The following is a 14,033-nucleotide window of genomic DNA, read 5'->3' as shown; positions in this document are numbered from 1 at the left end:
AAACGGCCACGGTCACCGTTCCGGCGTCCGGCACCGTCACGCTCGTCGACGGCAGCACGCCCGCCACGTCGATCACCACGGCCGAGGGCACCTACGTCCTGTCCGGCAGCGCCATCACCTTCACGCCGGTACTCGGCTTCTCCGGCCAAGCCACCGCACCGGTCACCTACCGCGTCACCGACGCCTACGCCCAGGACGGCAGCAACACCTACACGCCCACCGTCACCAAGCCCGCCGGCCCGACCGCCGCACCGCTGACCTCCACCGGCGTCGGCACCGCCGACCAGACGGCCACGATCACCATCCCCACCTCCGGCTCCGCGACGCTGCTCGACGGCACCACACCGGCCACGACCGTGACCACGGCCGAGGGCACCTACGTCCTGTCCGGCGGCACCATCACGTTCACGCCGGTGCTGGGCTTCTCCGGACCGGCCGCCAACCCGGTCACCTACCGGATCACCGACGCCTACGCCCAGGACGCCGACTCCACCTACACGCCGACCGTCACCGCGCCCACCGCGCCGACGGCGACGGCGCTCACCTCCACCGGCCAGGCGCCCGACCCGCAGTCGGTGACCGTGGCCGTTCCGGGTGGTGCCGCGCTCACGCTCCTCGACGGAACGTCGCCGGCCAGCACGGTCACCACCGCCGACGGCGACTACGCACTGAGCGGGGCGACGATCACGTTCACGCCGGCCGTCGGCTACATCGGCACGGCCACGCCGGTGGCGTTCCGGATCACCGACGTCTACGGGCAGCACGCCGACGCCACGTACACGCCGACGGTGACGCCTCCGCCGCCGCCGGTCGCCGACGACCGCAACACCACCGGCGTGGGCGTCGACCCGCAGAGCACGACGATCAACGTTCCGGCCGGTGCGACCATCACGCTGCTCGACGCGAACGGCAACTCCGTCACCACGCTGGAGTTCCCCAGCAAGGGCGTCTACCGGCTGATCCTGATCGAGAACGGCATCGGGCTGCTGGCCGTCGAGGCGGCGACGGCCGAACTGACGTTCACGCCGGTGCTCGGCTACACGGGCACCGCGCCGCCGGTGGACTACGCGATCACCGACGCCTACGGGCAGCAGGCGGTGGCGACGTACACCCCGACGGTGACGCTGCCGGCCCTGCCGGTGCCGCCGCCGCAGACCACGATCGGTGAGCTCGACGACCCGCAGAACGTCACTCTGACCGTTCCCCCGAACGGATCCATCTCCCTGCTGGACGCGAACGGCAACCCGACGACCACGGTGACCGTCCCCGGACAGGGGACCTATGTCCTCGACCCGACGACCGGGCAGCTGACCTTCACGCCGGCCCCCGGCTACACCGGCACGCCGCCGGCGGTGACCTACCAGGTGACGGACGCCTACGGGCAGACCGCCACGGCGACCTACACGCCGACGGTGACACCGGTGAGCGCACCGGCGTCGCCGCCCGCGGCCGCACCCACGACACCGGGGCTGGCCGTCACCGGCTGGCCGGTGGTGTGGATCGCCTCGGCGGGGCTGCTCTTCCTCCTCGTCGGCGTCGCCGCCCGGCGCCACGCGCGGCGCTGACGTTTCGACGTTCGCGAGGAGGGCAGACGGAGCTCCATGGGACTTCTCGTGGGCGAACGGGTCGAGCGCGTCGAGAGCCTCGACCCGGTGGGTGACCGGCTCAGCGGTGCGGTCCGGAAGGTGCTCCGGCCACAGTGGCTGCGGGACGTGCTGCACGGCGTCCCGCTCGGCCACGCCCTGCATCCGGTGCTCGTGCAGCTGCCGGTCGGGGCGTGGATCAGCGCGGCGATCCTGGACGCCCTGCCCGGCGGGACCAAGGCGGCCACGACGTTGATCGCCGTGGGGACGGCGAGCGCCGTTCCGGCAGCCGTCGCCGGCGCCAATGACTGGGCCTCCCTCGGGCCGGAGCAGCGGCGGGTCGGCCTGGTGCACGCCGCGGCGAACACGGTGGCGCTCGCGCTGTTCGGCGGTTCGCTGGTGGCGCGGGCCCGGGGGCGGTCCACGGCCGGCAAGGCGTTGAGCTACACCGCGCTCGCGGTCGCCGGCGGCAGCGCCTACCTGGGCGGCCACCTCTCCTACGCGCAGGGCGCCGGCATGAACCAGGCGGTGCCAGCGCTGCGGCTGATCCCGGACGGCTGGCACGACCTGGGCGCGACGGCGGAGTTCACGGACGGCTTCACCTCGGTGCGGCACATCGGCGAGGTGCCGGTGCTGGTGTACCGGGAGGACGACCGCTTCTCCGTGCTGCTGGAACGCTGTGCGCACCAGTCCGGCCCACTCGGCGAGGGGAAGGTCGAGGACGGCTGCGTGGTGTGCCCGTGGCACGGCAGCACGTTCCGGCTCCGCGACGGTTCCGTCAAACACGGGCCGGCGTCGAGCAACCAGCCCACGCTCCGGACGCACGTCACGCCCGGCGGACGCCTGGAAGCCGCGCTGCCCTAGACCGCGCCGCAAGGCCGAAGATCAATGTGATGTCCGTTGCGGCCGCTTCGGCGTGTCGCGCAACGGAATTCACATTGATCTAGCCGGCCGCGCCGGCGGCCACCCGCCAGCACGCGTCCCGCAGGACGGCGAGCTGGGAGACGCTCACGCCTTCGGTCACCGACGCCATCCACTCCGCCCGCTGGCGCCAACCGCGATCGAGATTCTCCGCGGCCTGCTCGGAGAGGCGCACGACGTCGCCCTCGACGTGGAGGATCCCGCCCTGCACGCCCTCCTCGACGAACCCGTCGAGCCCGTCCCCCCGGAAGTCGGTCAACGGCAGGCCTTCGGGCCGCTGGTGCAACCGGAACATCGCCCGCACGGTCGGGCGCCCCAGCTTCGGCAGCCCGTCGTGCGCCCCGAACATCGCCGCCCGCAGCGCCGCGAACGCCTCGCACGCCGCCAGCGCCGGGGCGTCGAGCGCCGGCGCGAAGAGCACCCGCGTCACCGGATCGAACTCGTACCCGCCGTCGTCGGCCTCCCGGTCCGGCCCCGGGTCGCCGGGCTGCAGGTAGGGCGCCTTGCGGTTGGCGTGCAGCCGCAGGCAGGTGTGCCGCACGATCGGCAGCCGGTCCCGTTCGACGCCGGCGAGCAGCGGGGTGACCCGGCCGGCCAGTTGCCGCACCACCTCGTCGAGTTCGCGGTCGCCGGCGGGGGTGAGGCGCACGGTGTGCCCGTCGCGGGCGACGGCGTCGGCGCGTTCGTTGGCGGCGAGCCAGTCGAGGTCGTCGCGGTCGTCCTCCTCCAGCCGGGCGACGAGCTGGTCGAGGCTGAGGCTGCCGCGGTGCCGGCGCAGATAGAAGAGCATGTTGCGGCGGTCGTCGCGATCGAGCGGCGGCGGGACCCCGTCGAGCGTGTGTTTGAGGAACGACAGCGCCACAAGGGTTTCGTAGCGGACGAGGTTGTCCGCGTCGAGCGAGGGGCCGACGAGGTCGCGCACGCCGAGCTCGTACAGAAGGCCGTCGGTGTCGTAGGCAAGGCCGGTGGCACCCCGTGACTCGGACATGACGCCTCCCGCGATCGACATTGATGGCTCGCGCGCAGGTTATCCGACCCACACCAACCGCCGCAGGTTCCCACAATCCGAGCACTCACGGGCGCTTCGACGAAACGCAACAGGAAGTTTGCTTCGTCAGCGCGAAGAACGGCGCCGGTACCGATAACGTCGGGGACGATGGTGGGCCGATTCCCGATCGAAGATGTGACCCCGTCGGTGGCGTGCGGGCGCTACCCGGCCAAGGCGGTGGTCGGCGAGCTGGTGCCGGTGTCGGCAACCTCCTACCGGGAGGGTCACGCCGCCCTGGGATGCAGTGTCAGATGGCAGGGCCCCGACGGGGTGGAGCGTCCGGTGGTGCGGATGACCGCCGGCGAGTTCGGCTCGGACCGGTGGCACGCCACGATCCGGCCGGACACCGAGGGCCGGTGGATCTTCGCCGTGGAGGCGTTCGGGGATCCGTATCTCACCTGGTGGGACGCGGTGACCAAAAAGATAGACGCCGGTCAGGGCCCGGAGGATCTCGCCAACGACCTCGCCGAGGGCGCCCTGGTGCTGGAGCAGGCCGCGGCGCTCGTCCCGGCCGGCGACCGCGAGCGCGTTCTGGCCGCCGCCGGCAGCCTCAAGGACAAGGACCTTCCTTTGTTCGAACGGGTCTCGCCGGCCCTTCGTCTGCGCGACCTCCTGTGGGAGTACCCGGTCCGGGAGCAGGTCACCCGCACGACGAGCTACCAGCTGTGGGTCGACCGCAAGAAGGCCCTCTTCTCGGCCTGGTACGAGTTCTTCCCCCGTTCGGAAGGCGCGGAGGTCAAGCCGGACGGCTCCCCGTTGCGCCACGGCACGTTCGTGACGGCGGCGGAGCGCATCCCCGCCGTGGCGGCGATGGGCTTCGACGTCCTGTACCTGCCGCCGATCCACCCCATCGGCAAGGTCAATCGCAAGGGGCCCAACAACTCCGTCGTCGCCGGCCCCGCGGACGTCGGCTCGCCGTGGGCCATCGGTTCGACCGAGGGCGGCCACGACGCGCTGCACCCGGAGCTCGGCAGCGACGAGGACTTCCGCGCGTTCGTGCGCAAGGCGGAGGAGCACGGGCTTGAGGTGGCCCTGGACCTGGCGTTGCAGTGCGCGCCGGACCATCCCTGGGTGCAGGAGCACCCGGAGTGGTTCACCATCCGGCCGGACGGGCAGATCGCCTACGCGGAGAACCCGCCGAAGAAGTACCAGGACATCTACCCGATCAACTTCGACCGCGACCCGGAGGGCATCCGCGCCGAGGTGCTGCGGGTGGTGCGCCACTGGATCGCCCGCGGCATCAAGATCTTCCGCGTCGACAACCCGCACACCAAGCCGCTGAACTTCTGGCGCTGGCTCATCTGGCAGGTCAAGAAGACCGACCCGGACGTGCTGTTCCTGGCCGAGGCGTTCACCCGGCCGGCGATGATGGCCGGGCTGGGCAAGATCGGCTTCACCCAGTCGTACACCTACTTCACGTGGCGCACATCGGCCCGGGAGATGCGGGAGTACTGCGAGGAACTGGTCGCCTCGGTCGACTACATGCGGCCCAACTTCTGGCCCAACACGCCGGACATCCTGCACGAGTCGCTGCAGCGCGGCGGGCCGCCGATGTTCAAGATCCGGGCCGTGCTGGCGTCGATGCTCACGCCGTCGTGGGGCCTGTACGCCGGCTACGAACTCTTCGAGCACGAGCCCCGCCCCGGCGTGGAGGAGTACCTCGACAACGAGAAGTACCAGCTGCGGCCGCGCGACTGGGCCGGGGCCGAGGCGGCCGGGCGTTCGCTGGCGCCGTTCCTGGCCCGGCTCAACCGGATCCGCCGCGAAAATCCCGCACTTCATTGGCTACGAAACCTGAGATTCCACGACGTCGACAACCCGAGTCTGATCTGCTTCTCGAAGAAGGACCCGGACTCACCGAACACGGTGCTGGTGGTGTGTTCATTCGATTCACTCACGGCTCAGTGGGGAAACCTCACGCTTGACCTGCCGGCTCTCGGGTACGAGTGGCACGAGCGGTTCACGGTCCGTGACGAACTGACCGGCGCCGTCTACGACTGGGGGCAACACAACGCCGTACGGCTGGATCCCTTTACGGAGCCGGCCCACATCCTGACGGTGCACCGGCGGGTTTGATCCCGACGGCTGAGGGGCAGCGGAGAAAACGTGGACGAGCCGGGATTGCTTGCGGAACGGGCTGAGGGAAGCCATGTGGCGGCCGACGGGGTCGTCGAGCATCCCCAGGCCGAGGACTACGGGCACGCCCGCACACTCCCGGCTGATCCCACCTGGTTCCAGCGCGCCGTCTTCTACGAGGTGATGGTCCGCTCGTTCGCCGACTCCAACGCCGACGGCGCCGGTGACCTGAAGGGGCTCATCGACAAGCTCGACTACCTGCAATGGCTGGGCGTCGACTGCCTGTGGCTGCCGCCGTTCTACGACTCGCCGCTGCGCGACGGCGGATACGACATCCGCGACTACTACAAGGTGCTGCCGGAGTTCGGCACCACCGAGGACTTCGTCGAGCTGCTGGACGCGGCGCACAAGCGCGGCATCCGGGTCATCACCGACCTGGTCGTCAACCACACCTCGGACAGCCACCCGTGGTTCCAGGAGTCGCGGACCGACCCGGACGGGCCGTACGGCGAGTACTACATGTGGAGCGACAGCGACAAGCAGTACAGCGACGCCCGCATCATCTTCGTCGACACCGAGGAGTCCAACTGGACGTTCGACCCGGTGCGCAAGCAGTTCTACTGGCACCGGTTCTTCTCGCACCAGCCCGACCTCAACTACGACAACCCGGCCGTCCAGAAGGAAATGCTGGACGTGATGCGGTTCTGGCTGGATCTCGGCATCGACGGGTTCCGGCTGGACGCCGTGCCGTACCTGTACGCGCGTGAGGGCACCAACTGCGAGAACCTCCCGGAGACGCACGCGTTCCTCAAGCACGCGCGCAAGGTGATCGACGACGAGTACCCGGGCCGGGTGCTGCTGGCGGAGGCCAACCAGTGGCCGGCCGACGTGGTGGAGTACTTCGGCGATCCGGCCACCGGCGGCGACGAGTGCCACATGGCGTTCCACTTCCCGCTGATGCCGCGCATCTTCATGGCGGTGCGCCGCGAGTCGCGGTTCCCCATCTCGGAGATCCTGGCGCAGACGCCGGAGATCCCGCGCAACTGCCAGTGGGGCATCTTCCTGCGCAACCACGACGAGCTGACCCTGGAGATGGTCACCGACGAGGAGCGCGACTACATGTACGCGGAGTACGCGAAGGACCCGCGCATGCGGGCCAACGTGGGCATCCGCCGCCGGCTCGCGCCCCTGCTGGAGAACGACCGCAACCAGATCGAACTGTTCACCGCGCTGCTGCTGTCGCTGCCCGGTTCGCCGGTGCTGTACTACGGCGACGAGATCGGCATGGGCGACAACATCTGGCTCGGTGACCGCGACGGCGTGCGCACCCCGATGCAGTGGACGCCGGACCGCAACGCCGGCTTCTCCCGCGCCAACCCGGGCCGGCTGTACCTGCCGCCGATCCAGGATCCGGTGTACGGGTTCGAGGCGGTCAACGTCGAGGCGCAGCGCGAGAGCGCGATGTCGTTGCTCAACTGGACCCGCACGATGCTGGCGATCCGCCGCCGGCACACGGCGTTCGCGGTGGGCACGTTCCGCGAGTTGGGCGGCTCCAACCCGTCCGTGCTCGCCTTCGCGCGCGAGAACGGCGACGACGTCGTGATGTGCGTGAACAACCTGTCCCGGTTCCCACAGCCGATCGAGCTGAATCTTCAGCAGTGGGCGGGGTATACCCCTATCGAACTGACCGGCCATGTGCCGTTCCCGGCAGTTGGCCAACTTCCGTACCTGTTGACGCTGCCCGGGCACGGCTTCTACTGGTTCCAGTTGTGCGGCCCGGAGGACCGTTCGTGACGCCGCCCCCCGAGAAGAGTCGATGATGCTTCCTTTTGCCGACTGGTTGCCCCGTCAACGGTGGTACGCCGGCCGTAATCGCGAACTGCAGGACGTACGCCCGCAGGCGGTGACGCACCTGCACGACGACGTCGACCACATGCTGCTCGACGTCAGCTTCGCCGACGGCGGGACCGATCGCTACCAGGTACTGGTGCGTTGGGACCACCCGCCGTCGGACGAGTTCGTGGCGGCGGCGCACATCGGTTCGGACAACGGCCGCATGGCGTACGACGCGCTCTACGACGACGACGCGGCTCGCAGCCTGCTCTCGCTGATCCAGAACGACACCGAGATCAAGGGCCTGCGGTTCACGGCGGAGCCGGGCGTGCGGCTGCCGGTCGAGGCCCCCGCCCGGGTCGGTGACGCCGAGCAGAGCAACACCAGCGTGATCTTCGACAGCGCGGCCGTCATGAAGGTGTTCCGGCGGGTCCCCTCGGGAGTCAACCCGGACGTGGAGCTCGGCCGCGTGCTGGCCCGGGCAGGGTGCCGCAACGTGGCCGCCCTCATGGGCGCGGTCGAGGGCACCGACGACGACGGCGCGCCGCTGACGTTCGCGATGGTCAACGAGTATGCCCGCAACTCGGCCGAGGGCTGGGCGATGGCGACGACGAGCGCGCGTGACCTGTTCAACCAGAACGAGCTGCACGCCGACGAGGTCGGCGGGGACTTCTCGGGTGAGTCGAGCCGGCTCGGCGAGGCGGTCGCCAGCGTGCACCGGATCCTGGCCCAGGAACTGGGTGAGTCGTCCGCGCAGCTGCCGGTCGACGCGATGCTGGCCCGCCTCGACTCGGCCGCCGCGACCGTGCCCGAGGTCGCCGAGCGCCTGCCGGAGCTGCGCGACACGCTGAAGGCGACCGGTCCGACGGAGATCACCGTGCAGCGGGTCCACGGCGACCTGCACCTCGGTCAGGTCCTGCGCACGCCGGAGACCTGGCTGCTGATCGACTTCGAGGGCGAGCCGGGCCAGCCGGTCGAGGAGCGGCGCCGTCCCGACTCGCCGCTGCGCGACGTCGCGGGGATGCTCCGGTCGTTCGAGTACGCCGCCTATCAGCTTCTCGTGGGAACTCCCGACGACGACGGCCTCGCCGAGCGCGCCAAGGAGTGGATCGCCCGCAATCAGAACGCGTTCTGCGAGGGTTACGCGGAGGTGGCCGGGTATGACCCGAGGGAGCACCGGGCCGTGCTGAACGCGTACGAGTTGGACAAGATGACCTACGAGGCCGCGTACGAGGCCCGGCACCGGCCAAACTGGCTGCGTATCCCGCTGCTGTCGATGGCCCGCCTGCTCGGATAGCGTCCACAGCGGTTGCGCATCAGGCCGTATCAGGGAGGATCGACCAGTGTTGGACGACGTGATTTCCGGCGCGGTGCACGACCCGCACTCCGTGCTCGGGGTGCACCCCAGCGGTGAGGCGACGGTCGTGCGGACCCTGCGCCGGGGCGCCGACGAGGTGACCCTGATCGCCGGTGGGGTGCGGTACCCGATGAAGCGGGTCCACGACGAGGGCATCTTCCAGGCCGAACTGAGCAACTGGATCACCGACTACCGGCTCGACGTCGACGGGGTGGTCTGCGACGACCCGTACCGCCACGCGCCCACGCTCGGCGAGCTGGACCAGCACCTGATCCGCGAGGGTCGCCACGAGAAGCTGTGGACGGTGCTCGGTGCGCAGCTGCGCGACGACGGGGTGGCGTTCGCGGTCTGGGCCCCCAACGCCAAGGGCGTGCGCCTGGTCGGCGAGTTCACCGGGTGGGGGCCGCACGAGGGGCTGCCGATGCGCTCCCTCGGGGCCAGCGGCGTGTGGGAGCTGTTCGTGCCGGGCATGCGCGAGTGGCAGCGGTACAAGTACCGGATCCTCGGCCAGGACGGGCAGTGGCGCGAGAAGGCCGACCCGATGGCGAAGCACACGGAGAAGCCGCCGCAGACCGCCTCGGTGGTGTTCCGCTCGGGCTACCGGTGGAACGACGACGAGTGGCTGGCCAAGCGCGCCGAGTCGCGCCCGCACGTCGAGCCGATGAGCGTGTACGAGGTGCACCTCGGCTCGTGGCGGCCGGGACTGTCCTATGTGGAGCTCGCCGAGCAGTTGACGGCCTACGTCAAGGAGACCGGCTTCACGCACGTCGAGCTGATGCCCGTCATGGAGCACCCGTTCGGCGGCTCGTGGGGCTATCAGGTGACCGGGTACTACGCGCCGACCTCCCGGTTCGGCAACCCGGACGACTTCCGCTACCTCGTCGACAAGCTGCATCAGGCCGGCATCGGCGTGATCCTGGACTGGGTGCCGGCGCACTTCCCCAAGGACGAGTTCGCCCTCGCGCGCTTCGACGGCACGCCGCTGTACGAGCACGGCGACTGGCGCCGCGGCGAACATCCGGACTGGGGCACCTACGTCTTCGACTACGGCCGCAACGAGGTGCGCAACTTCCTCGTCGCCAACGCGCTCTACTGGTGCGAGGAGTTCCACGTCGACGGGCTGCGCGTGGACGCCGTCGCCTCGATGCTCTACCTCGACTACTCCCGCAAGGACGGCGAGTGGACGCCCAACGAGCACGGCGGCCGGGAGAACCTCGACGCGATCCGCTTCCTCCAGGAGATGAACGCCACGGTGTACAAGCACCACCCCGGCGTGATCACCGTCGCGGAGGAGTCGACGGCGTGGCCGGGCGTCACGCGTGCGACCTACCTGGACGGCCTCGGCTTCGGGTTCAAATGGAACATGGGCTGGATGCACGACACGCTCCAGTACATCTCCAAGGATCCGGTGCACCGCCAGTGGCACCACCACCAGATGACGTTCTCGACGGTGTACGCCTGGAGCGAGAACTTCGTGCTGCCGATCAGCCACGACGAGGTCGTGCACGGCAAGGGTTCGCTGATCGGCAAGATGCCCGGTGACAATTGGCGGCGCTTCGCCGGCATCCGCGCGTTCCTGGCGTACATGTGGGCGCACCCGGGCAAGCAGCTGCTGTTCATGGGCAGCGAGCTGGCCGACTTCCAGGAGTGGAGCGAGGAACGCGGCCTCGACTGGGGCCTGCTCGAGAACCCGCTGCATGCCGGCGTGAAGCAGCTCGTCGCCGACCTCAACGCGCACTACCGCACCGCCCCGGAACTGTGGACGCAGGACACCACTCCGGCCGGGTTCCGCTGGTTGTCGGCGGAGGACTCGGCCAACAACACGTTCTCGTTCCTGCGCATCGCGCCGGACGGGCGGGCGCTCGCGTGCGTGGTCAACTTCTCGGCTCTCCCGCACGAGGGCTACCGGGTGGGCCTGCCCCGCGCCGGCCGCTGGCAGGAGCTGGTCAACACCGACTCGCACGTCTACGGCGGCTCCGGGGTCGGCAACCTCGGCGAGGTGCGCACCGACGACCAGCCGTGGCACGGTCAGCCGGTCTCGGTATCGCTGCGGGTTCCGCCGTTGGGCGCTCTCTGGCTCCGGCACATAGAGTAGCGTCCAGATCATGGTCCACCGGGTCGTAGCGGGAACGTTCGTCCTGGGTACCGTGGTCAACGCGGTCGGCATGTGGACGGGGACCCCGGTGCTCTCCGCAGTCGGCGGCCTGACCGCCGCCGGTGCGCTCGCCGGTCACGTGTTCATGCGCCGGGGCGACTCGCCGGGCGGCTGGGTGCCGCTGCTCGGTGTACCGGTGGCGCTGGCGGTCTTCTTCGGCGTGTTCGCGGTGCCGTTCACCGACGCGAAGCCGGCCCGGTTCACCCAGGAGATGGCGGAGCGAGCGTTCGCCATGGAGCACGAGGAGAACCTGCCCCGCATCTGGGTACTCTTCGGGGCGCTCACCGTGTTGGCCGGCTGCGCGCTGCTGGCGTTGCGTGCGCTGCGCCGGCTTCCGTCGGCACACACCGCGCTGGGGATCGCCGTGACGGCCGGCCTGGGTGCGTTGCCCACGCTGTTCACCGCGTTGGCGCTGTCCCTGTCGGACGAGTACTCACCGCCGTTCAGCGCCCGGTTCGCGGACGTCGCGCGGGCGTCGTGGGCGCCGCTGCTGGCCGGGGTGGCGTTCGCGGTGGTGCTGGTGGTGGCGAGCCACCGGGAGGGCGCGGCCCGCGCGGCGGTCGGGGCGGCGGCGCTGGGGCTGTTCTCGTTCGCGATGGCGTACGGGTCGGCGTGGTCGGCGGCGTCGTTGTGGCACAGCCCCGGCCTGGTCGTGTCGACGGCGGTCGTGGGGACCGGCTACACCAACCCGACGGCGGCGGTGGTCGGCGCGGTCATCCTGATCAGCACCGCGGGCATCGTGCTCGGCGCGCTGCACCCCCGCGGCTACCGAAACCCCTGGTAAAAGATCAAGAGCATCATTTCGCGCGTCCGTCGGGCGCGCGACCGTAGTTCCCAGCCGCACCGCTGCGCTGCCGCGTCCGTGTGCCCAAGGGCTAGACTCTGCGGCCATGGAGCGTGATTCGAAGCTCGCGTGAGCGCCCGCAGCCGGGCCATCCGGACGCGAAAGCCCGACGAGATCCGGCAGAGTCGCCGACGGCGGCCCACCCGTTGTCTCGACCATCTCATCGCCGCGCCGCTGTGGCCGTTCCACGGCGTCAATCTCGGTACCCTCTTACGCACGTGCGACGCCGTGGGCGCGTGCCTCGCCGTGCCCCGGCTGCCGTGGGTGCCCGAGGCGCTTGCCAAGGGGAACACCCTGCGCCAGCCGGCCTGCGTGCACTGGACCGGCAACCCGCTGATCTGGCTGGAGAAGCAGCGTCTGTCCGGTTCGCGGGTGCTCGGTGTGGAACTCGCCGAGGATGCCGTCCGGCTGGCCGACCTGCCCGCGGCACGCAGGCGGACTGTGATGGTGCTGGGGCACGAGGCGACCGGTGTGCCGCCGGAGGCGTTGGACCTGCTCGACGACGTCGTGGAGATCCCGATGATCGGCACCGGCGCCAGCCTGAACGTGGCCGTCGCCGGTTCCCTGGTCCTCTACAAACTCGCCGGCCTGGCGTAGCGACGGCTCAGAAGAGGGTCAGCGGCTCGGGCTCGGGCAGCGGGTCGAGCCCGGGCACCCGGGCGCGCACCGCGTCGTGGAACCCGCGCGCCAGCGCCGGCGCGTCGGCGTTGTCCGGCGTGTGCACGAACACCGTCGGCGAACGCCCCTCGCCGAGCCAGGCCGCCACGACGTCGACCCAGCGGGCCCAGCCCTCGACGGTTCGGGCGGGGTCGTCGCGGCCGAGGTAGCGCACGATCGGGTGATCGGTCAGCGCCCGCGTGCGCAACGGCATGCGCGGCTTCTTCGACCAGGCGTCGCGTTCGGCGTCGCTGGTGGGTGCCCCACCGCCGAAGAACGCCGTCGTGTCGAACGGCACCCACTCGGCGTCGACGGTGGCGAGGGCGCTCTCAAGTTCACTCATGGCGTGCGGCTGCGTGAAGAACGCGGCGTGCCGGACCTCCACGGCGTACCGGTGCGCGGCGGGCAGCCGGCGCAGGAACCGGGTGAGCACCGGCACGTCCCCCGGCCCGAACGAGCCGGGCAGTTGGATCCACAGGGCGTGTGCGCGCGGGCCGAGGGGTTCCATCGCGTCCAGATAGGCGCGCATCTCCGTCTCGACGCCGGCCAGGCGTTTCTCGTGGGTGACCACCTTCGGCACCTTCACGACGAACCGGAAGTCCGGACCGGTCTGCCGCGCCCACCCCTCGACGGTCTCCGGCGTGGGCGTCGCGTAGAACGTCGTATTGCCCTCGACGGCCGTGCACGAACCGGCATACGCCCGCAGCCGCTCGTGAGACGTGAGTGAATGCCACGGCCACGCCCGGTGCGTCCACATCGCACATCCCACGTGAAGCCGCATCGCTGTACGGTAGACGAGCCGTCCACTGTGGAGGACCGCGGAGGAGACACATGTCGGAGCCCGGCCGCCGTGCGGTCATCGTCGGCAGCAGCGACGGCATCGGCCGCGGCCTCACCGAGCGGCTGCTCGCCGAGGGCTGGTCGGTCACCGGTGTCTCGCGCAGCCCGGGCACGGTCGAGCACGAGCGCTACCGGCACCATCTCGTCGACGTGACCGGACCGGGTTACCCGTCGGCGCTGCGCCTCGCGCTCGACGGCCCCGCGGTAGACCTGTGCGTGTACTCGGCCGGCATCGGCGAGTTGCTGGACCTCTCCGACCTCAGCGGCCAGACCCGCACCCTCGACGTCAACGTCATGGGCGCCGCGCACACCCTGGAGGCGGTGCTCCCGCGGATGGTCGCCGCGCGCAAGGGGCAGTTCATCGGGCTGTCGAGCCTGGCCGACGTGATGATCAATCCGCAGTCGCCGGCGTACTCGGCGAGCAAGGCCGCGCTGACGTCGTACCTGTCCGGGATGGCGCTCGCCGTGCGCAAACACGGGGTGGTTGTCACCACGGTGCGGTTGGGTTTCGTGGCCACCAAGATGATGAAGGCCCGCAGCGCGCCGGGGAAGATCTCGGTCGCCGAGGCGGTCGACGTGCTCATGCGGGCCGTACGCACTCGCGCGGCGGTGGTGGCCTACCCGCGGCGGGTCGCGGCGGGGGCCGGAATGCTGCGCCTGTTGGGCAACGCGCAGCTGCGCAGGCGTCGGTAGCGAGGCGGTTTCGCCGTGGTGCCGTA

At 70.4% G+C, this 14,033-nt stretch carries 11 protein-coding genes; 9 read left to right on the top strand and 2 right to left on the bottom strand.

Features of this window, described 5'->3' with window-relative positions; translation table 11 throughout:
* Both Val02_RS46400 and Val02_RS46395 read left to right on the top strand, forming a co-directional pair.
* A partial coding sequence (locus Val02_RS46400) for an Ig-like domain-containing protein (protein ID WP_203905784.1) occupies nt 1–1,565 on the top strand: 1,565 nt, incomplete at its 5' end.
* A gap of 36 nt (nt 1,566–1,601) precedes the next feature.
* The gene (locus Val02_RS46395; protein ID WP_203905783.1) at nt 1,602–2,447 is read left to right on the top strand and encodes a Rieske (2Fe-2S) protein; all 846 of its coding nucleotides are present in this window, start codon (nt 1,602–1,604) and stop codon (nt 2,445–2,447) included.
* Nucleotides 2,448–2,526: 79 nt separating this feature from the next.
* Here the strand turns inward: Val02_RS46395 and Val02_RS46390 are convergent, their stop codons facing one another.
* Nucleotides 2,527–3,492 carry a hypothetical protein gene (locus tag Val02_RS46390; protein WP_203905782.1) on the bottom strand — a complete coding sequence of 322 codons (966 nt, stop codon included), beginning with the start codon at nt 3,490–3,492 and terminating at the stop codon, nt 2,527–2,529.
* A 168-nt stretch (nt 3,493–3,660) separates the two neighbouring features.
* Here Val02_RS46390 and Val02_RS46385 point away from each other — a divergent pair, with 168 nt between their 5' ends.
* The 6 genes from Val02_RS46385 to Val02_RS46360 all read left to right on the top strand — a co-directional run bounded on the left by Val02_RS46385 (nt 3,661) and on the right by Val02_RS46360 (nt 12,414).
* Nucleotides 3,661–5,628 (top strand): alpha-1,4-glucan--maltose-1-phosphate maltosyltransferase, encoded by a 1,968-nt coding sequence (locus Val02_RS46385; RefSeq protein ID WP_203905781.1) that lies wholly within the window; start codon nt 3,661–3,663, stop codon nt 5,626–5,628.
* A 75-nt stretch (nt 5,629–5,703) separates the two neighbouring features.
* The gene (treS, locus tag Val02_RS46380) at nt 5,704–7,422 is read left to right on the top strand and encodes a maltose alpha-D-glucosyltransferase (RefSeq protein ID WP_239153862.1); all 1,719 of its coding nucleotides are present in this window, start codon (nt 5,704–5,706) and stop codon (nt 7,420–7,422) included.
* A 22-nt stretch (nt 7,423–7,444) separates the two neighbouring features.
* Nucleotides 7,445–8,758, top strand: coding sequence for a maltokinase N-terminal cap-like domain-containing protein (locus tag Val02_RS46375; protein ID WP_203905780.1), 1,314 nt, complete (start codon nt 7,445–7,447; stop codon nt 8,756–8,758).
* A gap of 49 nt (nt 8,759–8,807) precedes the next feature.
* Nucleotides 8,808–10,913: a 1,4-alpha-glucan branching protein GlgB gene (gene glgB, locus Val02_RS46370; protein WP_203905787.1), complete on the top strand. Its 2,106-nt coding sequence runs from the start codon at nt 8,808–8,810 to the stop codon at nt 10,911–10,913.
* A gap of 10 nt (nt 10,914–10,923) precedes the next feature.
* Complete coding sequence (locus Val02_RS46365; protein WP_203905779.1) at nt 10,924–11,757, top strand: hypothetical protein; 834 nt, start codon at nt 10,924–10,926, stop codon at nt 11,755–11,757.
* 129 nt (nt 11,758–11,886) lie between these two features.
* Entirely contained in the window at nt 11,887–12,414 is a 528-nt protein-coding gene (locus Val02_RS46360) for a TrmH family RNA methyltransferase (RefSeq protein WP_239153861.1), read from the top strand.
* Between the two features lie 7 nt (nt 12,415–12,421).
* On the opposite strand, the gene Val02_RS46355 is transcribed toward Val02_RS46360, so the two are convergent.
* Entirely contained in the window at nt 12,422–13,255 is an 834-nt protein-coding gene (locus Val02_RS46355; protein ID WP_506023892.1) for a DUF72 domain-containing protein, read from the bottom strand.
* Between the two features lie 50 nt (nt 13,256–13,305).
* Between Val02_RS46355 and Val02_RS46350 the strand changes: the two genes are divergently transcribed.
* Nucleotides 13,306–14,007, top strand: coding sequence for an SDR family NAD(P)-dependent oxidoreductase (locus tag Val02_RS46350; RefSeq protein WP_203905778.1), 702 nt, complete (start codon nt 13,306–13,308; stop codon nt 14,005–14,007).
* Nucleotides 14,008–14,033: the final 26 nt, after the last annotated feature.

Source organism: Virgisporangium aliadipatigenens, from assembly GCF_016863615.1.
GTDB lineage: Bacteria > Actinomycetota > Actinomycetes > Mycobacteriales > Micromonosporaceae > Virgisporangium > Virgisporangium aliadipatigenens.
This window is presented reverse-complemented; position numbering and strand designations above follow the sequence as displayed.